The organism is Lysinibacillus sp. CTST325 (assembly GCF_054665055.1).
In genome coordinates this window covers 232781-259055 of record NZ_BAAFHO010000004.1, presented here as the reverse complement: position 1 = coordinate 259055, position 26275 = coordinate 232781, and the positions used below count along the sequence as shown (strand labels likewise).

General features: G+C 36.9%; 23 protein-coding genes and 1 pseudogene. 12 read left to right on the top strand and 12 right to left on the bottom strand.

Annotation, left to right across the window (positions count from 1 at the left end; genetic code table 11):
• Nucleotides 1–35: 35 nt before the first annotated feature.
• Nucleotides 36–1214, top strand: a complete 1179-nt coding sequence (locus tag ACYQ73_RS12830; RefSeq protein ID WP_460012840.1) for a M20 family metallopeptidase — start codon at nucleotides 36–38, stop codon at nucleotides 1212–1214.
• Nucleotides 1215–1490: 276 nt separating this feature from the next.
• On the opposite strand, the gene gerQ is transcribed toward ACYQ73_RS12830, so the two are convergent.
• Complete coding sequence (gene gerQ, locus ACYQ73_RS12825; protein ID WP_082172840.1) at nucleotides 1491–1832, bottom strand: spore coat protein GerQ; 342 nt, start codon at nucleotides 1830–1832, stop codon at nucleotides 1491–1493.
• A 21-nt stretch (nucleotides 1833–1853) separates the two neighbouring features.
• Nucleotides 1854–2279 carry a cell wall hydrolase gene (locus ACYQ73_RS12820; RefSeq protein WP_460012839.1) on the bottom strand — a complete coding sequence of 142 codons (426 nt, stop codon included), beginning with the start codon at nucleotides 2277–2279 and terminating at the stop codon, nucleotides 1854–1856.
• Nucleotides 2280–3182: 903 nt separating this feature from the next.
• On the opposite strand from ACYQ73_RS12820, the gene ACYQ73_RS12815 reads away from it, so the two are divergent.
• The 4 genes and pseudogenes from ACYQ73_RS12815 to ACYQ73_RS12800 all read left to right on the top strand — a co-directional run bounded on the left by ACYQ73_RS12815 (nucleotide 3183) and on the right by ACYQ73_RS12800 (nucleotide 5227).
• Nucleotides 3183–3365, top strand: coding sequence for a hypothetical protein (locus tag ACYQ73_RS12815; protein WP_460012838.1), 183 nt, complete (start codon nucleotides 3183–3185; stop codon nucleotides 3363–3365).
• A gap of 165 nt (nucleotides 3366–3530) precedes the next feature.
• Nucleotides 3531–4217: pseudogene (locus ACYQ73_RS12810) on the top strand (site-specific integrase); the annotation flags it as partial.
• Entirely contained in the window at nucleotides 4183–4656 is a 474-nt protein-coding gene (locus ACYQ73_RS12805; protein WP_460012837.1) for a hypothetical protein, read from the top strand. The pseudogene ACYQ73_RS12810 and the gene ACYQ73_RS12805, both read left to right, overlap by 35 nt.
• A gap of 214 nt (nucleotides 4657–4870) precedes the next feature.
• Nucleotides 4871–5227 (top strand): DUF3221 domain-containing protein, encoded by a 357-nt coding sequence (locus ACYQ73_RS12800; RefSeq protein ID WP_460012836.1) that lies wholly within the window; start codon nucleotides 4871–4873, stop codon nucleotides 5225–5227.
• A gap of 435 nt (nucleotides 5228–5662) precedes the next feature.
• Here the strand turns inward: ACYQ73_RS12800 and ACYQ73_RS12795 are convergent, their stop codons facing one another.
• Both ACYQ73_RS12795 and hemQ read right to left on the bottom strand, forming a co-directional pair.
• Complete coding sequence (locus ACYQ73_RS12795) at nucleotides 5663–5998, bottom strand: cyclic-phosphate processing receiver domain-containing protein (RefSeq protein ID WP_460012911.1); 336 nt, start codon at nucleotides 5996–5998, stop codon at nucleotides 5663–5665.
• 484 nt (nucleotides 5999–6482) lie between these two features.
• The gene (hemQ, locus tag ACYQ73_RS12790) at nucleotides 6483–7232 is read right to left on the bottom strand and encodes a hydrogen peroxide-dependent heme synthase (RefSeq protein ID WP_460012835.1); all 750 of its coding nucleotides are present in this window, start codon (nucleotides 7230–7232) and stop codon (nucleotides 6483–6485) included.
• A 157-nt stretch (nucleotides 7233–7389) separates the two neighbouring features.
• Here hemQ and ACYQ73_RS12785 point away from each other — a divergent pair, with 157 nt between their 5' ends.
• Entirely contained in the window at nucleotides 7390–8223 is an 834-nt protein-coding gene (locus ACYQ73_RS12785) for a lipoate--protein ligase family protein (RefSeq protein WP_460012834.1), read from the top strand.
• A 45-nt stretch (nucleotides 8224–8268) separates the two neighbouring features.
• Here the strand turns inward: ACYQ73_RS12785 and ACYQ73_RS12780 are convergent, their stop codons facing one another.
• Nucleotides 8269–8916: an RsfA family transcriptional regulator gene (locus tag ACYQ73_RS12780; RefSeq protein WP_370082788.1), complete on the bottom strand. Its 648-nt coding sequence runs from the start codon at nucleotides 8914–8916 to the stop codon at nucleotides 8269–8271.
• Between the two features lie 239 nt (nucleotides 8917–9155).
• On the opposite strand from ACYQ73_RS12780, the gene ACYQ73_RS12775 reads away from it, so the two are divergent.
• A complete protein-coding gene (locus ACYQ73_RS12775; protein ID WP_049667962.1) occupies nucleotides 9156–9380 on the top strand; it encodes a YuzB family protein in 225 nt (74 codons plus the stop codon).
• A 150-nt stretch (nucleotides 9381–9530) separates the two neighbouring features.
• Here ACYQ73_RS12775 and ACYQ73_RS12770 read toward each other — a convergent pair whose 3' ends face one another.
• Together ACYQ73_RS12770 and ACYQ73_RS12765 are read right to left on the bottom strand one after the other, a co-directional pair.
• On the bottom strand, nucleotides 9531–9719 hold the full coding sequence (locus tag ACYQ73_RS12770; protein WP_460012833.1) for a hypothetical protein: 189 nt from the start codon (nucleotides 9717–9719) through the stop codon (nucleotides 9531–9533).
• A complete protein-coding gene (locus ACYQ73_RS12765) occupies nucleotides 9716–9937 on the bottom strand; it encodes a hypothetical protein (RefSeq protein WP_460012832.1) in 222 nt (73 codons plus the stop codon). Before ACYQ73_RS12765 ends, ACYQ73_RS12770 begins: the two co-directional genes overlap by 4 nt.
• A gap of 101 nt (nucleotides 9938–10038) precedes the next feature.
• On the opposite strand from ACYQ73_RS12765, the gene ACYQ73_RS12760 reads away from it, so the two are divergent.
• Both ACYQ73_RS12760 and ACYQ73_RS12755 read left to right on the top strand, forming a co-directional pair.
• A complete protein-coding gene (locus tag ACYQ73_RS12760) occupies nucleotides 10039–11412 on the top strand; it encodes an HD domain-containing protein (protein WP_460012831.1) in 1374 nt (457 codons plus the stop codon).
• Nucleotides 11413–11906: 494 nt separating this feature from the next.
• Nucleotides 11907–17147, top strand: a complete 5241-nt coding sequence (locus ACYQ73_RS12755; protein ID WP_460012830.1) for a collagen binding domain-containing protein — start codon at nucleotides 11907–11909, stop codon at nucleotides 17145–17147.
• A 50-nt stretch (nucleotides 17148–17197) separates the two neighbouring features.
• On the opposite strand, the gene ACYQ73_RS12750 is transcribed toward ACYQ73_RS12755, so the two are convergent.
• Together ACYQ73_RS12750 and ACYQ73_RS12745 are read right to left on the bottom strand one after the other, a co-directional pair.
• Nucleotides 17198–17866: a class A sortase gene (locus tag ACYQ73_RS12750; RefSeq protein ID WP_460012829.1), complete on the bottom strand. Its 669-nt coding sequence runs from the start codon at nucleotides 17864–17866 to the stop codon at nucleotides 17198–17200.
• A gap of 225 nt (nucleotides 17867–18091) precedes the next feature.
• On the bottom strand, nucleotides 18092–18277 hold the full coding sequence (locus ACYQ73_RS12745; RefSeq protein ID WP_053484500.1) for a 2-hydroxymuconate tautomerase: 186 nt from the start codon (nucleotides 18275–18277) through the stop codon (nucleotides 18092–18094).
• Nucleotides 18278–18635: 358 nt separating this feature from the next.
• Between ACYQ73_RS12745 and ACYQ73_RS12740 the strand changes: the two genes are divergently transcribed.
• Nucleotides 18636–19151 carry a YwhD family protein gene (locus ACYQ73_RS12740; protein ID WP_460012828.1) on the top strand — a complete coding sequence of 172 codons (516 nt, stop codon included), beginning with the start codon at nucleotides 18636–18638 and terminating at the stop codon, nucleotides 19149–19151.
• 345 nt (nucleotides 19152–19496) lie between these two features.
• Here ACYQ73_RS12740 and ACYQ73_RS12735 read toward each other — a convergent pair whose 3' ends face one another.
• Nucleotides 19497–21551, bottom strand: a complete 2055-nt coding sequence (locus tag ACYQ73_RS12735) for a transglycosylase domain-containing protein (RefSeq protein WP_460012827.1) — start codon at nucleotides 21549–21551, stop codon at nucleotides 19497–19499.
• A gap of 387 nt (nucleotides 21552–21938) precedes the next feature.
• Between ACYQ73_RS12735 and speB the strand changes: the two genes are divergently transcribed.
• Nucleotides 21939–22811, top strand: a complete 873-nt coding sequence (gene speB, locus ACYQ73_RS12730) for an agmatinase (RefSeq protein ID WP_460012826.1) — start codon at nucleotides 21939–21941, stop codon at nucleotides 22809–22811.
• A 535-nt stretch (nucleotides 22812–23346) separates the two neighbouring features.
• Here speB and ACYQ73_RS12725 read toward each other — a convergent pair.
• Nucleotides 23347–24465, bottom strand: coding sequence for a hypothetical protein (locus tag ACYQ73_RS12725; RefSeq protein WP_460012825.1), 1119 nt, complete (start codon nucleotides 24463–24465; stop codon nucleotides 23347–23349).
• Nucleotides 24466–24952: 487 nt separating this feature from the next.
• A complete protein-coding gene (locus ACYQ73_RS12720; protein ID WP_268636047.1) occupies nucleotides 24953–25669 on the bottom strand; it encodes a 3-ketoacyl-ACP reductase in 717 nt (238 codons plus the stop codon).
• Between the two features lie 166 nt (nucleotides 25670–25835).
• Between ACYQ73_RS12720 and ACYQ73_RS12715 the strand changes: the two genes are divergently transcribed.
• The gene (locus tag ACYQ73_RS12715; protein WP_460012824.1) at nucleotides 25836–26207 is read left to right on the top strand and encodes a winged helix-turn-helix transcriptional regulator; all 372 of its coding nucleotides are present in this window, start codon (nucleotides 25836–25838) and stop codon (nucleotides 26205–26207) included.
• Nucleotides 26208–26275 lie beyond the last annotated feature (68 nt).

Genomic DNA, 26275 nt, shown 5'->3' with positions numbered 1-26275 from the left:
AATAAGTTCGATAAATAGGAAGTGAGGTTTATGATATGGAGAAGCTTTTTACTTTACTAGATAATAACTATGATGAAATGGTAGCAATTCGTCGTCATTTACACGAATACCCGGAATTGTCCTTTGAGGAAGTGGAAACTCCAGCCTATGTAGCTGCTTTTCATCGAGCATTAGGACATGAGGTTCGTGAGCATGTAGGTGAACGTGGTGTTGTTGCTACTTTACGTGGAGGGAAGCCAGGTAAAACAGTGGCATTGCGCGCTGATTTTGATGCACTGGCTATTCAGGAGGAAAATGACGTCCCTTATAAATCAAAAGTGGATGGTAAAATGCATGCATGTGGACATGATGGTCATACTGCAACATTACTAGGGCTTGCTAAAGCACTTCATGCTATAAAGGATGATATTGCGGGCAATGTAGTATTTATTCATCAGCATGCCGAAGAAATGGCGCCAGGTGGAGCAAAGCCTATGATCGAAGATGGTTGTCTAGACGGGGTAGATGTTATTTTCGGTACTCATTTATGGGCACCAACACCGTTAGGGGATATATTGGTGCGCGATGGAGCAATTATGGCTGCTGCGGATAAAGTGGAAATTACGATTCATGGCAAAGGTGGTCACGGTGCGGAGCCGCATCATTCTATAGATGCAGTTACTCTTGCGTCACAGTTTGTAGTCAATGCACAGCAGATTATATCTCGACGTATTGATCCATTAAAATCAGCCGTCTTAACAATTGGTCATTTGGAGGCAATTAATCCTTTCAATGTTATTGCTGAACGGGTAGTATTAGCCGGAACAGTCCGTACTTTTGAAGAACAGGTACGTAAACAGATGGAGCAAGAACTTGAGGCAGTTTTAAATGCCACTTGTTTGGCATTCGGTGCAAGCTATGACTATCGTTATACAAGAGGCTATCCACCTGTGTATAACCATGTGAAAGAAACAGAATTTATTGCACAACTTGCAGCAGATATACCAGGAGTAGAAAATGTTATAACGTGCCCACCATTTATGATTGGTGAGGACTTTGCGTATTATTTAGAGAGTGTACCAGGAACATTTTTCTTCACAGGAGCTAAAAAGCCAGAGTGGGAAGTAGCATATCCTCACCACCATGCACGCTTTGACTTTGATGAACGTGCAATGTTGATTGCTGCCAAAACATTAGGAAAAGCAACATTACAGTTTTTACAAGAAAATCAATAGTAAATAAAAATTGGCATGCTAGGAGGTATCCTAACATGCCAATTCTTTTGATCTAATGGCAAATATCCACGCAGATTCCACGTTACATACGAAAATATTTACAGTGCAAGCAAGAACACCAGACCCAATTAGCAGTCTAGCGAAACTTGCAATGCGACGAAGCGTGAGTAAAACGGAGCGAAGGAGCAAACCGATATTTTGTTCTTATTTTATTCGCATATAGAGGAGCGGGATTTTACCATATAAGAAAATATGAATTTTTGAATAGCTAATTTCTTATGGATTTTGGTTAAAATAAGCCATTTCTTCATCATATTCAGCAAAATCAAAGTAAATCATTGGGAATAGGAAACGATGATTCGATTTGAGTTCACGTAAAATAACATGATCTCGTCCAGCAGCTTCTACAACGCCTCGCACAATTTTCGTGTTTTTTCCTGGCTCAACCGCATGCTCGAAGGAAAAATGGAAAGTACCAGGCTTTCCGCGATTCAAACGGAAAATATTTTCAATATACGATTGCTCCCGTCCAGGTGGTCGTGCTCCAGTCGTCTGTGGAGGCATTACCTGTGGAGGCATTTGTTGTTGCGTTGTTGGTGTCCAATAATAAGGCATCATAAGTTATCAACCTTCTTTCTTTTAGATTTGAGGACAATCTTCTTCGGTTGGCGAGAAGAAGCAATGTGCTTTGAATCTTCCCGTGTTCCATTGACCATACCATTGTGCTGGACAATCTCCCTCAGGTCTGAAAAACCATAGCGAACGAGTCGCCGGATGGAATCTTTCGCCTTGAATAACTCTCTTCGCTAATCGAAGGTCTTGATCACGTGCTCGTTGATAAAAGTAGCCTTTTTGTGTCGCTTCAAAGCCCCTAGGACGCTGAAAAACCACTTGTTCAATTGTACGAACATCCGTAAAATCTAAACAATCGGCTCGTACACGATTGACGCCAACATTGCCGACCCTCAGCATACCTAAATTTTCTTCACCTTCTGCCTCAGAGCGCATAAGCCTTTCTAGCATGGCTGTTTGTGCATCATTCGTCTTTATAACGGCGATTTTCACTCCTCCTCGCAGACAGTATATGCATGATGGTATTGTAGACATGTTCAATTTTAACTTTTTTCAGCAGATGTCTTTTGTAGCGAAAGCGAAGCGTCAGCTACAATTATGCCGAGGCATAATTGATTGAAAGAAATTCACAATTTAAAAAAGCTTCGCATATATTAGTACTAACGAGTAGTCTGTAAAAGAGGGGTAGACTTTTAAAAAATTTTAGATGTTCAACACCAAACGTATGCTATGTATATAAGTTGATTGGAGTGGAGTGAGGTTGGGCCCCTTGTGAATCAGCGTCACAGATGAGACCCTGGAGCGCAAGCGAGTAGGGGGCGGGGGCTAAAAGCATCAAGTCCTGTGGTAACGCCTTGTGATGAACATCCCGTTGTTACACTACGCTTTCACACAGAAAGCATTTTTTGCTCCGACGTCCTCAGGAAACCGCCTAGCTAGAACGGAAATCAACCCCACAGCCTAAATTTTATAAAAATAAGGAAATAGAGATAAAAATATAATGGGGAACGTGAGATAGGAAATTGCATGTGTATTGAATACATGTGAGGTGATAGGGTATGGAGATTGGTGTTTGGGTAGGCATTTTGTTGAGTGCTGTGCTGGCATTTTTAGTAGGGAGTTTTTACGGACAGCCACTCCATTGGTATCTCTTTATATTAATAACTGTAGTAGGATTTTTCATCCATACGATCATACTAATTTTGAAGGTTAAGGATGAAAGGTCTTGAGGTATGAATATAAGAAAGTGTCATCGTAGTTGGTGACACTTTCTTATTTTTTGTTAATTTTTTTTGATTAAGTAGATGAAATCTAATGTTTTGCAAGTATATTAAAAACAAACTGTGACATACTAAAGTTGAAAATTATTTTTTGCTTTCATGAAGGAGTGTTATAATGCATAGTTTTGGTACGTTTGTAGCAATTATCATAAGTGCATTCATGGCCGTTGGTATAGCAGAATACTATCATCAACCATATAATTGGTATTTAGTTTTCCTTATGATTCTAACTGGCTTTTTTATTCATACAATTATTTTAATATTGGAATCAGAGAACAGCGAAGAAAATGAAATTTAAAAAATGCGAGTCCATACTATGTAAGATTAAGTACAAGTAATTGTACATGAAGTCTTATTTAATCGTTTTTCACTTATAATGTTACACATTTAATAAAAATGCACATTACTAAATGCAAATTTTAGTGATGTGCTTTTTATTTTGACTATCTTTATCCTCTACATGCCTTATTATTTTCAATATGCAGGTAAAGCATTAAAAAGAGATGCTTTATACAGTTCCATTCGATTTTTCCTTCATGGATTATTATTTGAGATGCAAGAAGGAAAAGCTGTAACTATAAAAACACATCTATTACGCCATGCATTTGCGACAGAAGCTGTTCAGCGTCAAAAAATGCCGATTGATATTGTCGCAAAAATGCTACATCAGAAGGATTTGAATGTTACAGGGTATTATTCAGCTCCTACACCTACACCTACACAAATCGCAGAATCAGTAAGTGAGCTTCATGATGTCATCTCAAGTTATGTAGACATTGATGATGTCTATTTAAGAAGTCCACAAGAGTTACAAAAAGAATTTGATGCCCATGCAGAAAAAGTCGGTGTATTCAATAAAGTATTAGGTGGTACTTGTGTTACAGATTATGTTTGCCCTACTAAAATGCAGTGTTTAGGCTGCAAAGCAAAAATACCCGAACCAGACCAAGAGGATGAATTATTAGAAGTCATTCAGTTATCAAAAGATATGGAAAGACGATTTAAACAAATGGGATTAGAGGTCGAAGTTCGAAAAGCGAAAGAGATGGCAAAGCAAGCGAAGATTGAATTGAAAGAGATTGATTTAATTAAGCAATGTAGAGAGGAACGTAGCTATGAACCAATCACCAAAAGGAATCCATTTAGATAAACATCAGTGGCTTGATCAAGTACATCAGCAACGTAAGAAGCGTTCTGTTTCTATCGGTAAACAAACCATTGACTTTCTTGTAACTCAAGGAATTCCTGTAACCTATCATAACATTAGCGAGCATTCGAAAGCCTTTGATGATAAAGGAAAGGGCATCCATATGAATACCATTAAGCGTAATGAGGAACTACATGCCTATTATCAACAGTATAGCAGAACCTTTAAAGTAAAGAACACGCATAAAAAGTCAGTCATGCCTTCTAAATTTGACGAAACTGCATTAAGAAGGATTTCTTCTAAACGGGATATAAATAATGCTAAGAAAAAATATATGCAGCTTTCTAAAGATGAGTTAGTGAATCGCTTACTAGCAGTTGAACAATATGTGGCTGAAAATCAAGAAAGATGGGTCGCAAATCATTTTGAACAGTTCAAATAAATAAAAAATATGGACATTCGTAATAAGTGGTGGACTGCCCATTCTTTTTTTCGTTCCTTACTAAACAATTTGTTCGTTATCAAGACTAAAATTTAAAAAAGATAAATAAATTAAAGGACAAAAAAATGACTAAACGACGCTTTGGGAGATTTATTTATTATAAGTTGTAACTTAAACTATTTAAAAAAGTCAATTTCAATAGGAGGGGAGATTTATGAAAAAACTACTTGCTTTAGCAATTGCATTGAGTTTCCTAATAGCTGGTTGTGGACAAGAAGCAACAAATTTGGAACATCAAGAAGGCATTATTGTAGATATAAAAGAGCTTTCAGATGGGATAAACCAAATTTTAGTTGTACCAAATGTTCTTCATGAAGATATTTCTAATAAGAAGCTGGACGAATTAATAAAGCTTGCTCAGGAAAAGGGCGGAGCATATTATAGTTTTGAAATAGGGAAATATGTGGATTTACAAGTTGGAACCCATGTAATTGTATATTGGGACGGTTCCCAATTAGATTCTAATCCCCCTCAACGTGGATTAGATAAAGTAGATATAATATCAAAATAACCAACATTTCTATTTTTATTAAACTTAAAAGCACATTAGCTCTCTTAAGATTATATAGTATACAAACAAATTTTAAATAACGTTCCCAATGAAAGTTTGGTTACGTAAAGAAAAGTAACAAACACTGATTGGACAGAGGTTGTTGCTTTTTCTTATGAACATTATTTATACATTGATTTATGCAAAGGTGGAAACAGTTGATATATCAGTATTTTCACTATCTTGGTTTGTTCTACCCTTTGTATAAAATCGTGTATATACCTTAGAGTTATAATTCTTGAGACTCACCTATTTAAAACATCAAATATGGCTGTTCTTCATCATAACTCTTTATACACCCTCTGCGTAAGCAAATTTCAATTGCTCCTTTAGCTCTTTATTTTCACTCTCCAATTTCTTAACTTTTATTTAATGTTCAAATTGATTAGTATTACTTCATTCGGTATATTTATTTTCTTTAATAGAATAGTGGTAAATTTCAATATCTGAATCAATGAAACCTCTTCGTTTCGCTTCATGTAGTGTTTGATACATATTCTCTCTACCAACAGGGTTGTCCGTATGAATATATATTTTGTTTGCCCGTAACCTTTTTTCACAAATATATTTAACTAAGTCATAACCTGTTGGCAATAGATTACCTTGTAGATCTTCTCCTAAATCATGATCAAGAGAAAGGATATCTACTTCGTGATTTTCAAGTAAGTGAATTGCTTCTTGAAACGTTCTTGCCACGACAAAACCAATAGGACAATCTCTTAAATCATCCATATATACATTAATCAAAATATTAATTCCTTTCTTCACAATAGGTTTCAAATACGTAGTTACTAGAATCACTAATATTTTACAGTATAGATTGATGCTTATCTATATAAAAATAAAAGCAGAATTAGTCCTTCAACTAATTCTGCAAAAAGTGATTATAATGTGTAACATTCTATTTGTCCTGTTGTTAAATCTTGAATAGTAGAAAATAACTTGACTTTTAATAAAACTACTATGGACTCGCATTTTTATCTTCATTCAGCAGAAGACTCCCACCTCATGAAGTCAGTGAGATGAATGCCGATAGGGTTCCTTTTCCAAACATCTACTGAAATAGAGGAACTCAGTCTAAGAACGCAACGTCCTGTGGCAATTTATCTGTGCGAAAGCGAAGCGACAGCAACACACGACTGAGTGACCAACATCACGTTGGCCTAATGCCTCCGGACGCAATTACGCCAAGGCGAAATTGATATTTAAAAGTATTTTAGACAGTTAAGAATTTCACAAGTTTTTCGTTATCAAGAAGGTTACCAACGAAGAATGCACCAAACTCACCGTAGCGAGCTGAAACTTCATCAAAACGCATTTCATATACTAATTTTTTGAATTGTAGTACGTCATCTGCGAATAGTGTTACGCCCCATTCGTGATCGTCGAAGCCAACAGAACCAGTAATAATTTGTTTAACTTTACCAGCATAGCCACGACCAATCATACCGTGAGAACGCATTAGAGATTTGCGTTCATCCATTGAAAGCATATACCAGTTGTCATCGCCTTGACGACGCTTATCCATTGGATAGAAGCATACATGCTTAGCACGTGGAAGTTCAGGATATAGACGAGCACGCACATGTGGATTTTGGTAAGGATCTTCGTCTGAATCACCTGCTAAATAGTTAGAAAGCTCTACAACAGATACATATGAATATGTAGGAATTGTAAAATCAGCAATCGCTAATTTATTGAATTCAGCTTCAAGCTCTTGTAGCTCATCCATTGTTTCACGTAATGTCATAATCATAAAGTCAGCTTTTTGACCAACGATTGCGTAAAATGCATGAGCACCTGTTTTAGCGATATCAGCTTCATTTAATTTTTCTAAATATGCAATGAATTCTTCTACTGCTGCTTGGCGTTCCTCAGCTGAAACTAGTTTCCATGAAGCCCAGTCAATTGAGCGAAAATCATGTAAAGCGTACCAACCATCTAAAGTAATTGCTGCTTCATTCATTATTAAAAACACTCCTTTATAAGTGAATACCATTCAAATTTTAGTTTATCATAGTTTGTTCAAATTCCCTAAGTTCATGATTGCATTTCACGAATTTGACACCTTCCATAGATAATGTATTCTAAAGAGAATAGATGTAGATAGAGGAGTTCCAATCATGAAAAGTATTTTACAACAGCCGATTTGGCGTTTTTACGATCAATCGATTAGCGCAAAGCAAAGATCGCCACTTGAATCCTTTGCAACAGACGATACTTTATGTCAGTTAGTAGGGCAATTAGCTTCTCCACCAACTATTCGTACATGGGTACATGATGCATCGGTTGTGCTTGGTATTCAGGATCACCGTTTACCATATGTGCAGCAGGGCATGGACTTGCTTAAAGAACGTGGCTATGATCCTATTGTACGCAATTCAGGCGGATTAGCAGTTGTGCTTGATGAAGGTGTACTGAATATTTCTATTGTTTTATCTGAACAAACGGAAGCGCTAAGCATTGATGATGGCTATGATGTCATGGTAGCTCTAGTAAAAGGATTGTTCCCTGAAGTAGCAGATCAAATTGAAGCCTATGAAATTGTAGGCTCCTATTGTCCAGGTTCCTATGATTTAAGTATTGCAGGAAAGAAATTTGCTGGTATTTCTCAGAGACGCTTACGTCAAGGGGTAGCAGTGCAAATTTATTTATGTGTTGAAGGAAGCGGTTCGGATCGAGCTGCACTCATTCGTGACTTTTATGAGGAAAGTCTTAGAGGAGAAGAAACAAAATTTACGTATCCAAACATTGTCCCTGATGTGATGGCGTCATTATCTGAACTTATTGATGCATCATTAACAGTGGAAGCCGTTGTTATTCGTTTACAGCAGCTTCTTCACAATATGGCAGAAGAAATTCGAGCTGAATCTTTTCATGATGAAGAATTGACGCTATATGCGTTTTATTTACAACGTGTTTTAGATCGGAATAAGAAAATGCTTGAACCAAAGTAAGCATAATCAGTGAGAGTACCACGTTCAAAGAAAAAAGCGATGCTGCTAATTAAGCGCATCGCCATTTTCTTGTGTATAAGTGCTACTTACAACAAGATTTCCGTTTTTCTCCATTTTGAAAACAGGTGCAATTCGTTCTTCCTCTTCATCTAGTGTTACTAGACGTCTAGCACGGTTCATAATTTGAACAAATTGCTCGTAATCTTTTCGAATAGCTCTATTTTCCTCTTCTAGTTGTGTAATTGTTTTCTCTAGTTTTTTATTTTTCTCAGATGTTACGTGTACTAGTTGTCTCCATTTTGAAGACTCATTACCTATTTCACCAGAGTGCTGTAAACGTAGTAAATAGGCTATAACAATATCAAGATTTAATGCAGAAAGAGGAATTGATTTACCCTCTGCAGCACTACTATTAACTGTAAACATACTAGAAGCACGGCGTCTTGCTGGAGCTCCTAACACTCGCATTCTTTCTTTTCTTTCTTTCTTGGCTTCTGATAATTGTTCCTCGTATTCTTTACGAACAACAGCATTCCAACGAAAACCACATGCAGCAGCAGTACGATTTAAAGCATCACCAGCTTCTTCAAAGGCATTTAATTGTGTACTACCTTCCGTCACATGGCGAATGACCGCCTCTGCTAATAATTCATCGTTTTCTTCTAACCAAGCATCTTGTCTTACTTTACTCATATTAAAATCCTCCCACCTTTATTTGGAACTTTTATTTACAACTAGCATGACCAATCTTTTAACCTTTTATTCATCTATGTGAAAGGAATTATTATGCTTGAATACAAGGGGAAAAATGCGATACAATACCCGATGTAGGTTTGTACGTATGCTACATACTTAACTATGTGAAAGTCATACGTTCAATAGAAGCGACTTTTGATTGAAAAAAATACTATATAGAAAGGGTTGTTGACAAAATGGCAAACGAATTTAAAGTTTGCGATGAATGTCAGGCCGTTAACTTAAAAACGTTAATTCCAAAATTAAAGGAAATCGATCCTGATGCAACCATCGAAATTGGCTGTCATTCTTATTGTGGCCCAGGACGTAAAAAAACATTTACATTTGTAAATAGCCGTCCTGTTGCTGCATTAACGGAAGAAGAACTAATGGAAAAGGTTTTAGCAAAGTTAAAAAAATAAGTAAAACAAAACGCTATCTTCACTAGTCTAGTTGGAGATAGTTTTTTGTTTTTTTCTGCATTTTTAATATAGCGACGAATAGAATCATTGAAGTGACGGAAAGAAGAGTCAAAGCGACGGATAAAATCATCAGAGTGACGGAAAGAAGAGTCAGAGCGATGGAAGGCAATCAAAGTGACGGAAAGAAGAGTCGAAACGACGGATAAAATCATCGAAGTGACGGAAAGAAGGGTCAGAGCGACGGAAAGACTCTGTGGTGACGGAAGGAAGAACCAAAGCGACGGAAAGAATCATTGAAGCGACGGAAAGAAGAGCCGGACCGACGGATAGAATCATCAAAGCGACGGAAGGCCATCAAAGTGACGGAAAGAAGAGTCGAAACGACGGATAAAATCATCAGAGTGACGGAAAGAAGGGTCAAAGCGACGGAAGGCCATCAAAGTGACGGAAAGAATCATCGAAGCGACGGATAAAATCATCAGAGTGACGGAAAGAAGAGTCAGAGCGACGGATAGACCCTCAAGAAAGCGCCCAGTTGGAACGGAAATCAACCCCACGTTATGGTGGTGAGCATGGAAATTAGGTCAATAGAATCCTAAATTAAGACGAGAATACAGCGAGTTAGGTTGATAGTCTCTATAATTAAAAGTAAATATGTATGCTAGTCCTATATTTATCGCATATAATAGAACAAATAGGAAACGGGGGTGCTGTACAATTGACACATTATGCAAAAGCTAAATTACAAGAGGAAAAAGTATTCAAGGATCCAGTGCATCGCTATGTGCATGTACGGGATCAAGCGATTTGGGATCTAGTTGGCACGAAAGAATTTCAGCGATTACGGCGAATTCGCCAGCTCGGTACAACGTTTTTAGTATTCCATGGAGCGGAGCATAGCCGCTTTAGTCACTCGCTTGGCGTTTACGAAATTGTACGCCGCATAGTAGATGATATATTTGCAGGTCGACCTGAATGGGATGAGGATGAACGATTGCTTGTGCTTTGTGCAGCCCTATTACACGATTTAGGGCATGGGCCATTTTCACACGCTTTTGAAAATGTCTTTGAGCTTGATCATGAATTTTATACAAGACAAATTTTGCTTGGCGATACAGAAGTGAATGCAGTATTAAAAAAAGTATCGGCTGATTTTCCGGAGAAAGTATCACAAGTAATTGAAAAAACATATCCGAATAAGCAGGTCGTCAGTTTAATATCGAGCCAAATAGACGCAGATCGTATGGATTACTTACAGCGTGATGCTTATTTCACTGGCGTAAGTTATGGTCATTTTGATATGGAACGTATTTTAAGAGTGATGCGTCCACGAAAAAATCAGGTCGTTATTAAGACGACGGGCATGCATGCGGTAGAGGATTATATAATGAGCCGCTATCAAATGTACTTACAAATTTATTTCCACCCAGTATCTCGCAGCGCAGAGGTTGTTTTAAATAATATTTTAAAACGTGCTAAACAACTAAACTTGGAAGGCTACATATTTAAACACGAGCCTACACACTTTTTAGCGTTTTTCCGCAACTCAATTACCCTTGAGGACTATCTTGCATTAGATGAAAGTATTCTTTTTACATATTTTCAGCTTTGGATGCAAGAGGAAGATGCTATATTAAGTGACTTAAGCCGCCGTTTTGTTAATCGAAAGTTATTTCAATACATCGATTTAGACCCAGGTGTAGAGCTAGATAAATATCAAAAACTCCAAGAACTCTTCAAGCAAGCTGATTTAAATCCAGAATATTACCTTGTCCACGATACGACGGCAGATTTACCTTATGACTTTTATCGACCTGGAGAGGAAGAAGTGCGTGTTCCTATTTTCTTAGAAATGAAAAATGGAGAGCTAAGAGAACTATCGCGTGAATCTATTATTGTTGATTCTATTTCTGGCCGCATGAAGCGAGATCATAAAGTCTATTTCCCACTAGATTTCTTAGAAGACAACAGTACCCATTCCGATAGTAAGAAGCAAATATTAGCCTTATTACAAGGAAAAGGGAAAAATTAAAAAAATTTTTTTATGTATAAAAATATGTATACAAAATAATTAAATTAAATAGTATTCCAACATACAAATAGTGAAAAACAGTGAAAGTACTCTAATTGAGTTATTTTCACTGTTTTTTTGTCGTGTATAAAGATGAAAATAGTGGAAAAATTATAGATTTTTTTAGAATTTTTTAAATAGAAAGTCCGTGATTGTTTAGAAAATGTTTAGTATTATCTTTTATAATGAGCCTAAAACCCTAAGAGGGGGTGAGGCCTATTATTGAAGGTGTCACAAAAGTACTATATATACATTCGAATTGTACATCGAACATACATAAGTCATCATGAATACCTACTCGTGAGTACTTAATAGAATGTATGACGACATCTGGATAGAAGGAAAGAGAGACCAACCGATTGTTTGTGGCATACTTTGGCAACATGCAGAAAGGATGCAACGTCGTCAGCCAAACACCAACAGGTATCCCTCTGATCTTAGAAAAGGAGAGAAACATGAGGAAATTAAAAAAACTAAACATAGCAATGATCTTAATGCTACTAGTATTCCAAACAGTGCTATCACCGATATCAGTGTTTGCGATTGAAGACACTTCTTCAACACCGTCAGAGATAGAGCAACAAGTGGATCATAACCAAGAAATTGAAACAGATAGCGGAAAACCTAGTGATAATACTAGTATCACAAAAGAAGAAGGTAGCACAGAAGATAAAGATCCAAGTGCAGACGGTAAAAATCCGAGTGAGGAGAATAAAAATCCAAGTGCAGACGATAAAAATCCGAGTGAGGATGATAAAAATCCAAGTACAGAAGATAAAAATCCAAGCACAGATGACCTTAAGGGAGAAGGGGCCGATGCTGAAATACCAGTAGAAGGTGAATCACCACAGCTATCGAATGAACAAACAACACCGGGTTTACCTGTTGATAGAGAAGACCCTAATTTTAAAGAGACAATCACTTTAAAAATTAATGGGGCAGAAGTTTCAGGAACATCGGCACAAGGCAAAGTTGGAGATTTCGTAGAATTTAGAGTGGATTTAGGTTTAGTCCCAGGTCACCAATATAGTGCAGGCTCTACTTTAACTTATACATTGCCGAGTCAATTTGCAGGTCTAAGTGGAGACACACCTTTATATTATCAAGGTGTTTTAATTGGTAACGTAGTAGTTTCAGGGCAAACTGCTACACTTACATTCACGGATAAAATTCGTGATGAAGTTAATGCGGGTACAATAGTAGAAGATGTTTATTTCACTATTAAAGGTAAACTACAATCTGTAGGTAATGATTGGTTACAGAATATCGAAGTGCCAGGATTCCAGACAATTGAACTGAATTTCAAACCAGCTAATAGCGGTCAAACAATTACTAAATTAGGTACAGCAGACCGTGATGGTCAAAACAGTGAATTTATTAAATGGGTAGTAGATGTCAATACAAACTTAAATGTTGATACAAGCACTGGTAATACAACATTTACTGACACGTTAACAGGTCAACATAGTTTCGAAGGTAGCCCAACTATAACAGAATTGAGCATTTCTCCAACAGGGGCTATAACAGAAGGTAACGAATTAACACCAGCACCAACGACAACAATTAGTGGTAATACAATGTCAATTGACTTACCTAATAAAGAGCATACAGGTTACCGTATTACTTACACAACAAAAATTGGTGACCCAGGTAATGTTAATCGTTCGGAATTTGGTAACGTCGCTAATTATAATGGAACACCAACAGCAACAATAAATGTACCTGTTAATTTCGGTACACCTTTAGAAAAGTCAAGTTCAGGTCCTAATATTGCTGATTTAACAACAGAATGGACAATTAAATACAACTTTAATAAACGTAATATTCCAGCAGCCCAAGCAGTATTAACTGATACATGGGACGATACTCAAATCTTAGCTGGAGATGTAGAGGTTTATGAAGAAAATGGCACTCGTGTTACTGGAGGTTATAAATTAACTCCTAATGGAACAAATGGTTTCATATTGTCATTTAATAGCGATGTAACAGGAGCATATGTTATTAAATATAAAACAAAGCCTTCCGACGGTGTATATCCAACAAAGAACTTAACAGTAACAAATACAGTTATTCGTGCGGATATTACTGATTACACAGGTCTAAAAAATATTGCATATTCTACTTATCAAAAGAAAGCTCTAGTATTAGTCAAATCTCCTGTGGGCGTTGACTATCATAACAAAACAATGTCATGGAAGATCGTGGCGAACCAAGCGAAATATGCGTTGAAATCAGGTACAACATTTGAAGATACGTATGATGGTTCGTTACTAACGTTAAAAGATGGTTTAACAGTCACTGTTGATGGTGCTGATTTTACAGAATTCACTTTAAATACAACAGTAGTTGATGGTAAAGAAACAGGATTTATTCTTGAATTGAATAAAGATGTTAGTGGTGTAATTGAAATTAAGTATACAACAGACTATGAAATTAAAGATGCTGGTACAAATACTCGTACTTACACTAATACTGTGAAATTGAAAGACACTGGGGTATTTACAGAGGAGTCGTCTGATACAGCAACGCAAACAATTAAAGATGAACAAAAATCAAATGGTAAAAAAGATGGTTATTACGACTACGAAACAAAAACATTCCATTGGGATGTTGAGCTAAACTTTAACTACAATGAGTTCAAGGAAGCGGTATTTAAAGATACACTAGATCCTTCTCAAAAAGTGACTGGTATTACAGTAACTGAAGGCACATTAAATGCGGCAGGACAATTTGTACCAGGCTCAACAAAAAATATCCCTAATACTTCAGGTAACGATCATGAAATAGTACTTGTATTAGGACCGATTAAAGGACCTTATAAGGTGACGTATACATCAGTAGACGCTGATGGTGTATTCCCACATGGTTCAGACATTGTTATTAGTAATAAAGCAGCATTGTATGAAGGGACAACAAGTACGACACCAAACGCAGAATGGAAGAAAGATGTACCGGTTGCTCATACTAAGAAAATCTTAGATAAAACAGGAAATCAAGTAGGTACTTCTCCGCAAGTTAACTGGAATTTTAAGTTTAACTATGCGCAGTCACAGTTAAATAACATCGTTATTACTGACACTATAGGTAAAGACAGCGAAGGTAATCCCAACCAATTAATTTTAAAAGATTCATTTGAAGTATATGAAATGAATTTTAAAGGGACTAATTCAACACCAACTCGTGGTCAAAAAATTACTTTATCAGATGCTAATTTAAATGTTGATATTGAAAAAGGTACATTTACATTAAAATTACCTGATGGTGATAAAGCCTATTATGTTACGTACTCTACAGTATTTATGGGAGCATCAGGTGAGAATTTAAACAACACAGTAAATGTTGCTTATACTAGTAAAGAGGGTAATCAAGGCACTGATGTGTTTAATAAAGCAAACTTCACTTATGATGGTGGTGGTAAAGTTGGTAAAGTACCATTCGTCATTATTAAAACAGATGCAGCAACAGGTTTACCAATGGAAAACGTTAAGTTTGACTTACAAGGACCATACACAGGTAACACAGTGTTAGCCTCAAAAACAACTGATGCAGAGGGCTATTTAAACTACGGTTTAAAATTAGCACCAAGTACTGCTGGTAAGAAATATAAAGTAATTGAAGAAACGCAGCCAGGTTATGAACCATTAACAAAAACATTTGAACTTGATGCTAATAAAATCGAAACATCAGGTAAGTATGCAGGTTTCCAAGTGATTGAAATTGAAAACAAACCATTAAGTGGTTTAGCGTGTACAGAATTTGAATTAACGGTATATGATATTGACGGTAAATTAGTTAAAGATGGAACAGTAACATTAGTAAGTAAAGCGACGGGTTTATCAGAAGAGCATATCGTAAAAAACGGTAAAGCTACTTTTACTCCAGACCAAGTTAAAGCAGGTCAGTACGATGTTGTTTATGATGGTGTGACAAAAACGATTACAGTTGAGTACAGTGACAAGTGTAGTGTTAATATTCAACCAGCACCTAAATGCGATAACTTCACTATCGTGGTTGAAGATTCAGAAGGAAATATCCGTACAAATATTAAAGAGTTAACATTAAAATCAGGTACTACAGAAGTAAAAGCATCAACTGACGCATCAGGAAAGTTTATTTTTGAATCAAACAAAAATAATCCTAAAAATGGCGTGAAGCCAGGTGAGTATTTGGTGTACGAAGGTAAACAATTCTTAGGAACAGTAAATTTAACGTATACAAAAGACTGTGGGCATGAATTTATCGTTAAACAATTACCAAAATGTGAAGAGTTCAAATTAACTGTAAAAGATGTTGATGGTAATAAAATTACTGATAATACTACAAAAATCGTTGTTAAAGATGCTGCCGGTAAAGAAATTATTAATACGACAACTAAGACAGGCGTTATTGAATTAACGAATTTAGAACCAGATACTTATACAGTTGAAGTTGATGGTGAAAAAATTGGTACCTTCCAAACAAATATCGAATGTGAAAAAACAGTTCAACCAGCACCAAAATGTGACCTATTTACATTAACGGTGAAGGATGAAAATGGCAATCCGCTCTCTGAAGTTAGCAATATCACAATCAAAGATGTAACAACAGGTGCAATTATTGCCACAAACAAAACAACAAATGAATCAGGTCAAATTACTATTGACCCTAAAGAAATTCCTTCAGGTGACTATAGTGTGTATCAAGGTGATCTATTCATCGGTAACATAACTGTTAAATACTCAGAAAGTTGTAATACAGAAGTATCAGCAGCACCTGCTTGTCCTGCATTTACATTGACAGTACTAACTGAATTTGGTACGCCTAATGCGAATGCAATGATAACAATAAAAGATGCTAAAGGTAATATCGTTAAAGGTGTAGACGACAATGAAGTTCTTACAACTAGTATTGCCGGAACGGTTATATTACCAAACAAAGCCATTAAACAAGGTACGTACTATGTATATGAGGGAAGTAGATTAATTGGATCATTTACTGTAAAAGATAAATGTTCTGCATCAGTAAAACCTTCATCAACAAGTGGAGGCGGTGGAGGTGGCGGTGGCTGGACTCCTGATCCAGAAAAGCCAAAACCAGAACCGGAGAAACCAGTTGATCCAAACAAGCCAAAACCAGAACCGGAGAAACCAGTTGATCCAAACAAACCAAAACCAGAACCAGAGAAACCGGTTGATCCAAACAAACCAAATCCAGAACCAGAGAAACCAGTTGATCCAAACAAACCAAATCCAGAACCAGAGAAACCGGTTGATCCAAACAAACCAAATCCAGATCCGGAGAAACCAGTTGATCCAGAAAATCCAGGTAACCCAACAACAGATTCGAAAAATCCAACAAATCCTGGAAAACCTGAAACACCTAAACCTGGAAAACCATCTGTACAAGAAGTCATTGACCAAGGGAAAGACTTAAAGCCATACAATCCTTCTACAGCAAATAAAGACACTTTAGATGCATATAAGGATTTCCTCGATAAATACAACAAGTTATCTAAAGAGGAACAGGAAGAAGTAGCAAAATCTCTTGATATTGACAAAATCAAAGCAGATGCTAAAGAAATGGAAGCGCAGTTAAGGGCGCAAGGTAAACTGCCACAAACAAATGGGGCAAACCAAACAGCTCTTACACTAATTGGTGTGGCTCTCGTTCTAGGCGCATTATTCTTATTGCGTCGTCGCAATGCAGAAGTGAAATAATTTTCAATAAGAAAGCCCCAAGATGATAAAATCTTGGGGCTTTTCTTATACTAAAAAGTTTCTGATAGTTTTGCAGGTGCTTGGTCGAATGGATATTGCTCGACAAAATCTGCTTGTACGGCAAGTCGTTTCGTACCCCTATCAGCGCATGTCACGAGGGTTAAAATAGTTTTATCAGGGGTGTCATTAATAACATAAACATCCGTTGCAGCGATGATTTCCTTGATCGTTATTTTGTACTCGTAAATATTCGTTAAATCCGTTAAATAAATCGTATCTCCGATGTTCGCTTTGTATAAGGGGCTAAATAAAATATCTTTTTCCTCAAAGTAATGACCTGCTAATGCGTAGTTTCCTTGCCCGAGTTTTTGATTAGGCTTCATAGTGCCTGCTCCAACGGCAAGAGAGGCATTACCAACTCCTTTGACGATAGGAAGTTTCATACCAACACTAGGAACAGCGATACTACCAATGACAGGCATTTTATTTGCGGTTGTTTGAGCTTTTAAAACTTCAGCAATGGATAGAGATTGCACTGCTTCAAATTCAAAATCGGCATCCGCATTATTGTTTTTTTCAATATCGTCTACACTGTAATCAGTTGTATTTAGTTGTTTACTCAAATGAGCGATAATTGCATTTTGAATGGGATTAATAAAAATAAGTAAGAGGCCAACGATGAGCATACAAATAAGTAGTGATAGTTTAAATTTATTCATTTCATAAATCACATCCTAGTATTGAAATTACGAGTTGCCGGTACAACAGATCCTGTTCTGCTGCTAAAACCGTGGGAATCACTGGTAGAAGGCCATGTACCGCCGCTAAAACCGTGAGAATCGCCGCTAAAAAGTCAAGTACCGCCGCTAAAACTGAAAAACACCGATACCCATACGTTAAAAATGGGTAGAGCTTTATGTGCTCTACCCGTGCCAATCTACTCTTTATTTATCGCTGAAGCGCACGCCTGCAACACCGTAATGGTTTTTAGACATTTCTTCGATGAAGACTGTTACATTTTCTGGTGGCGCATTAACTGTACGAGAAACGGCTTCTGTTACTTCTTTTACTAGTGCGCGTTTTTGTTCTTCTGTACGACCTTCAAGCATTTTCACTGTTACGTATGGCATAATATTGCCTCCTTTATTGAATAATGTTGTATAGTAAGTTTATCTCCATTCAGTAGAAGACTTCAACCTCTTAAGGTGGTAAGATGAATGCAAGCGTGATTCCTTTTCAGTGGGTGCCCAAACATCAACTGAATGAAGATAAAGCCTCCGGCGGGATGTCATGGATTTTGAAAGGAATGAATTGTGCGTGCACAATTCAAAATCCAGACGCAATTACGCCAAGGCGAAATTGATAAGAAAGTATAAACTTCTTACTTGTATATAGGCATATGCGCAATGCCAGTGTCGTGTTCATTACGGTGCTAATGCGCTTAACTATGCTTTACTTTTATAATAGCAGAACGGAGGTAGTTAAAGTATGGCAAATGAAGAAAAAGCAAAACAAAAAATGGGCTTTACGATTATTAAAAATGACCCAACAGACGGACATAAGGGATTTGGTATCGGTTCGCTTTCGCTTGAAAACGTATCGCCAGTCATTATCGATATAGAAGAGGGGACGGCATCAGTTGAGATTGGTGCTATGCATGCTCGTAGTGATGTGGAACGAGGTATTAAATTTACGACAGATCGTGCTGATTCAGAAGGTGGGAAATCGTATTGGTTGGTATGGGTGACAATAGACCATAAAGCGGATGGACCTTACTACGCGGGTGTAACGGCGTGTGAAATGGTAGTCAATCGTGAAAAACGTCGTGGCTTTAAAATTTTAGCTGATCATGTGAATAAAATGGATAAATCTATGAAGCGTCATATTATTGTAGAACATATGGATGCACCATCTAAAAAGGTGTTAGCGTCTTTCCTAGAAGAGCTTAATCCGGATTTGTGGGCACGTAGTGAGGAGCAATTGCGTCAAGATTTATTTGTCTAATAGACCTACAATGATTGAACAATCTGTGACATTTTGCAATCGCTTTCGATATAAGGTTGAAAGTGGATTTGAAACAAAGTAAACTTGATGCAGAGCTTACATTTTAGTAAGCTAGGACACTTGGTTCTGCGAATGTGATGAGCGCTATGCGGCATTTGAACAACCTAAACCCAAGCCGAATGCCCCATGATGCTCATCTACTTCGCGAACCATAAATAAGAAAAGCTTTCTGTTCCCACGGACACGGCTCCGGGGAAGAGAAAGCTTTTCTTTTTCGTATATGTCTGTACTTTGTCGAGAGCCTTCGTTAATTAAAACGTCTATCTCTGAGAAAGGTTCCGCATGTTAATCTTTAAAAATGGAGAATGGAAGCATGTTCCAGAATTTTCCCCACGTATTCGTATCGAGAATATCGAAGTTAGAACATTTTTCAGTTGGTACATCTTTCGCATCCATATAGACGAGACGTTGTTTCGGGCAGGCATCTGTTGCTAACTTACCTGATTCAATATCGATGACCGCACCTTTAACGCCTTTAGGCTTTGCAAAATCTTCGTTCTTTGTTCCTTTATTAACAGCCTCCATAAAGTCGATCCAAATTTGCTTTGTAGATGCAGTATCTTCTCTTGCTGTTAGATTTTTTCCTTGGTCATAGCCGTTCCACACGCCAGCAGTTAAGCTAGGTGTAAATCCAATTAGCCACTGATCGCTATTTGTAGAGCCAGATTTGGCTGCATACGTATGCGTCATGCGAGAGCGAATGCCAATCCCTGTAGCTGGAGAATAATCACTAAAGACTGGATCGAAAATACCCGTCATCATTTCTGTTAAGATATACGTATCTTCTTTTGATAGAACAGTCTCATCTTCTTTATCAACTTCTTTATTTTCATAGATGATATCGCCATTAGCATTTTTAATAGAAACAATAGTAGTAGGCGTAGTTTTTTTACCTTGCGATGCTAAAATATTATAAGCATTCGTCATTTCATATAATGTTGTTTCAGTCGTTCCAAGCGCGATGGATAAATTGTCCTTAGTACCGATATTCACGTTGAAGCGATTAGCCATTTCGTGGAATGCTTTAAATCCAATTTCCTCTAAAGTTTTCACAGCGTAAATATTATCAGAAATAGCAATAGCTTGGGCCATTGACATATCATGATTTGCGAATTTACCGTTAACATTTTTGGGTGAATATGTGGCCCGTCCTTTATCATAAGTGAAAGTTGTCTCACCTACATTTAAATAGGTTAAAGGGTTATAACCATTCTCTAAAGCTGCCGCATATAAAATAGGTTTAATGGTTGAGCCTGGCTGACGTTTTGCCTGTGTAACTCGGTTAAATGAACTTGCAGCATAGTCACGACCTCCAACTAATGCTGTAACGGAGCCTGTTTTGGATTTCATACTAACAAAAGCAGTTTGAAGATCATCAGCAGGCATATGTTTGGCTACAGCTTCTTCTGCTGCCTTTTGGTGTTCTAGATTAAGAGTTGTCTGGATAGTCCAGCCACCTTCACTAATATCGAGATTTTTTGATTTCAAAATTTCACTAGCTTCTTGCCATGCTACGTCTAGGAAAAATGGTGCTACAGATTTTGCTGCTACCCAGCTATCATTCTTTAAGACAAGCTTTTCACTTTCTGCACGTGTTTTTTCATCTTGCGTAATAGCACCTTGATCGGCCATCAGTTTTAAAATAACGTGTTGGCGATTAGTTGCTTTATCTAAATTGACAATAGGAGAGTAAATACTTGGCCCTTTTGGAATTCCTGTTAACATTGCAGATTCTGCTAATGTTAAATCTTTTGCTGACTTTCCGAAATAAAATCGACTAGCTGCTTCTACGCCGTACATACCATGTCCGTAGTAAACAGTATTTAAGTAGCCTTCCAATATTTCATCCTTATCATAAAAAACTTCTAATCTATAAGCATACAGTGCTTCATTTAATTTTCGTGTCCATGATTTTTCATGTGAAAGATATAGATTTCGAGCATACTGTTGCGTAATTGTACTTGCTCCTTGAACCTTACCTCCAGCCTTAATATCAACTAATACTGCACCAGCGATACGAGAAAAATCAAAACCGCTGTGCTTATAATAATCTTTATCCTCAACAGCAACTACTGCTTTTGCTAAATAGGGGGACATCTCATCACGCCCAACCCAATAACGTCGTTCATTCGTAAAGTGATCCCCAATTTGGTTCTCATTTTCATCTAAGAAAATAGAGGCTTTAGGTACGGTTAAAGGTGGGGCACCAGCCACTTGAACATAGACGCGTAAAGCTATAAATGCTACTACAATTGCAGATGTAAAGGCGATAAAAAGGGTAAGTGCTTTACGCGTACGCTTTACACGCTTTTGTTTACGTTGATAGCTTTTTCTCTGCATCCGACTTCACCTCGTTTTCTCACACTTGCGTATAGTATGTGTCTGAACATTCATATTTAATCGAAATTATTGGTAAAAACTATTGCACTTTATTCAAAAACATCTATACTTTTTTTGTACTGTTTGAAATGCTAGTGTTCGACAAAAAAATAACACATTGTTGATTTTAATCGAATTCTGCTAGACGTTCCAATAATGTATACGAGGATACAAGGATAGAGGTTTCATTACATTCCTGTAAGTCCTTAATAGAGTAATGATAAAAAGGTTCATCACTGAAAGTTTTGGATAATATTTTGCTAAAACGTATGCCATTTGGATAAGTTAATTTATAGTGATGAAAATGAATTTAATAGGATTAATTTCTAATAAAGTGGAGGTTGAGTAATGCGATTTGATGAAGCTTATTCAGGTAATGTTTTTATAAAAAGTCATCCTACATATGAGGATGCTCAGGCGGTCATTTATGGTATGCCAATGGACTGGACAGTTAGTTATCGTCCGGGCTCACGTTTTGGACCGCAACGTATTCGTGAAGTATCTATTGGGCTAGAAGAATATAGCCCATATTTAGACCGTGAGCTAGATGAAGTGAAATATTTTGATGCGGGTGATATACCGTTACCATTCGGCAATGCACAGCGCTCATTAGATGAAATTGAAAAGTATATCGAGAAGCTTTTAGCAGATGACAAGATTCCTGTAGGTATGGGTGGCGAACATTTAGTATCGTGGCCTGTTATGAAAGCTGTATCTGCAAAATATGATGACTTAGCAATTATCCACTTCGATGCACATACAGACTTACGTGTAGAATATGAAGGGGAGCCACTTTCTCACTCAACGCCAATTCGCAAAATTGCAGAACATATCGGACCAAAAAATGTTTATTCATTTGGTATTCGTTCAGGTATGAAGGAAGAGTTCGAATGGGCGAAGGAAAATGGCATGCACATCTCGAAATTTGAAGTGCTAGAACCATTAAAAGAAGTGTTACCGTCTTTAGCAGGACGTAATGTTTATGTAACGATTGATATAGATGTACTTGACCCAGCACATGCACCAGGTACAGGAACAGTAGATTGCGGAGGCATTACATCAAAAGAATTACTAGCGTCAATCCATGCGATTGCAGCAAGTAACGTCAATGTAGTGGGCTTTGACCTAGTTGAAGTAGCGCCAATCTACGACTCATCCGAAATGACAGCAAATACAGCTTCTAAATTGCTAAGAGAAATGATTTTAGGCTGGGTAAAATAAAGCAATAAACACTCATAATGCATTCTGCGACGATAGTGAAACGCCAGTCGCAAATACAGCGAGTTGAGAAATGATTTTGGGTTGGATTAAATAAGTAGGGTCTTCGAAATGAAGCGGTTGGAGTGGGGTTAGCGATAAGCTAGCCCCATTTTCCTTTAAACTCTGACTAAATACAAATACCGTTTGTGCTTCCGTATCCTAGAATATGTGTCCATAAACTGTATGGATCATTTCAGAAGTATTTCCTTATCGTTCGGCAAGGCTTTTACGGGGATACCATTATTCATTAGAATCGTAGTATGTGTATACCGTAATCCATTTTTTGCTTAGCGCAAAGTTGTCACCAACTCGGAATTTTAAGGGTAGTTGAAAGGGACAATTTGGGACTTGACAAAATTACAGACTCGTAATGACCACGGAATTATGGCGAGGGAATACTCACATTGAGCGTCTAGGGCGGTTCTATAAGGAAACAAGAAAGGGGTTAATCCCTAAATCATTGTTTAATGACTTTTGGGATAACCCCGAAATATATTTATTTATGCTTTGAATTATAAACTTTACCGTTTATCGTTACTTTAGAAGCTGAGATTAGTATTTCTTTATTTGCTTCAAAATATGGATTTAAAATTTTGTCGATAGCATCCCATTTTTCCTTAGATTTTTCATAGTCACCTTTTTTATCAAGAGCTGTTGCTTCTTCATAAAGCTTTTTTAATTGTTTTTGATCATTTGCCTTGATTTCGAAATCAAAGTTAGACAAGTAATCTTCAAAGCTAAGTGGCTTAAAATAAGGATTAATCATTTCATCGAATTCACCCCATAGCTTTTCAGCTAATTGATGATTATTATCTTTATCAGCTTTTTTAGCATTATTGTATAAAGTTTTTAGTTTTGGCATGGCTTCAGCCGGAATATCTAATTCCAAATCTGAGATGTATTCTTCAAATGTTAACGGTGGATTTAGAACTTCTAAGTAAGGTTGAAGAACCTTCTGGAATTCATCAAATTTTACTTGTGCGTCTTCCTCTTTACCAGATTTCTCTAGTTTTATCCACTGTTGATAAATATCTTTCAGTTGTTTTTGATCTTTTTCTTTAATAACAATATTTTTTTCACTAAATCCATATGCTTCAATGAACTCTTCAAAGGTTGCAGGTACCCAGCTGGCTAAAATATACGGCTTTGTGATTTTATCCATTTCAAGATTAACTTTTTCTACTTCATCATATTTCTCTTCTTTTTCTAACTTCTTCGTTTGATTAAACAACTTTTCTAATTTTGCTAGGTCTTCTTTTGTTATTTCTTTAGGTAAGCTTTTTTTATATACGTCAAACGTGTAGAAGTCTGAATAATCTTGTACTAAGCTACCTTCTACAGAGATTTCCTGACCTTCTACTAAGTTCATTTTTTCTAATTGCTTATCTGAAAATTTTTGAAGGTCGATATAATAGTTTTTGCCATCTTTCCCTTTAATTGTGATGCTATCTCCGTAAACGCTTTTAATCGTTCCTTTAATTTGCTGCTCAGCTTTAACAGTTATTTCGTTTGTTGTTTTTGCTGTTGTTGCCTCAGCTTGATGTGGCGTGAAGACAGCCATTCCTATTGTTAGTGCTGATACAATCATCCAAGATTTTTTAATTGTTTTTTTCATAATGATTTCTCCTTTTATTTAAATGGTTGAATTACTAATTATTAGACGTATTTCCATAAATAAAAAGTTAGTTAAAGTTAAAAAAATTTTTTAAATAGTTGGAAGGTATAGATCAATACTTAAACTTTTCCCTTTTGACTACCCGAACATTTGAGGGATGGTTGTTAAATTGAAGGCGAAAAAAGAAGCTATACATTTAATGAATGATGGATTAGGGCTTAAGTGGGGTGCTGGAAGAAGGTGCTAGTAAAGTACTTCGATTTATTAATAAAGAAGAACGTTTATATGATGTAGTAATCAGAATGGTAAAGTAAGTAGGTTTTCGAAATGAAGCGGGTGAGCGGGGTTAACTTTAAGCTCTAACTACAGATATTATTTGCTCATCCAATTCCTAGGGAAAGTAGCCATAAGCTGTATAGATCTCATAGAGCATATTGTTAAAAAAGAAAGGCGCCATTCCAAATACATCGGATAGCGCCTCATTCTATTAAGGGTTAGTTGACCAAAGTCCAGCATGTTTTAATACAACACGCGGATGAAGTTTTAGCTGTGCAACCATTAAATCTGCTAAATCTTCTGCTTGCATCACTTTTTCTGGATTGCCGTCTGTTAAGTTAAGCTCAACCGCCATATCTGTAGCAACTGTACTTGGCGTTAATGTTGTAACGCGAATGTTTTTCTTACGCACTTCAAGCATTAATGATTCACTTAGTCCGATAACCGCAGCTTTTGAAGCCGAGTATGCGCTTGTAATCGGTGCACCTTTTTGACCAGCTGTTGATGAGATATTAATGATGTCGCCTGTATTGCGCTCTAACATTTCTGGTAATACAGCGCGTGTTGTGTAGTATACACCTTTTACGTTAACATCGATAATATTTGTCCATTCTTCAGGCGTTAAGTCCATGAAGCTACCGAATTTTGAAATGCCGGCATTATTTACTAAAATGTCGATGGCGCCAAGCTCTCCGCGAATAGATTCAACGGCTGTAGTAATAGAGTCTAAATCCGCCACATTTGCCACAGCGATTGCAACCTTCACATCATACTGCTTAAGTTCCTCTGCTACTTGTTGTAAATTTTCAAGAGTACGCCCAACAAGACCTACGTGAATACCTTCTTGTGCAAAAGCTATTGCTGTTGCACGTCCGATTCCACGCCCAGCGCCTGTAATTAACGCCACTTTTCCTGCGATTGTTTGCATGCTTTTTCTCTCCCTTAGTTGAGATTATTTTATTTAGACGAAAAAATAGATTAAAATTTGTCTTTAAGACTATCCTCATTTTACTATGGTTTTATACATTGTGAAGAGTGCACTTTTTGGTGCGGAGGTTACTAAAAGTTACTTATACGAAAAGGGAGTTAGCTCTATGTCAGATAAATTAAGAGAAGAGATAAAAGAGAGAATATTAAATAACGATTACCATTGTGAAAAGGAACTTACCTTATCAATTATTAGTGGGAAATGGAAAGTTGTTATTTTGTGGCATTTAGGTGTAGAAGGACCTCATCGCTTCAGTGAGCTTCAAAGACTTTTTCCGAAAATATCTCATAAGATATTAACAAACCAATTACGTGAACTGATGGAAGATGGGATTGTTCATCGAGAAGTGTTTCCAGAAGTTCCTCCAAAAGTCGAATATTCCATGACAGAACTTGGGATGACGTTATTACCGATCGTTGAGATGATGTATGATTGGGGCAAAAAGAGAATTGATCAAATTAAACAAGAAAGCAATTAGGAAAATAACGTGGCCATCTTCAATGATTTAAATTTCCGGCGTTGTTAGAATTTAAGAGAAAGAGAAGT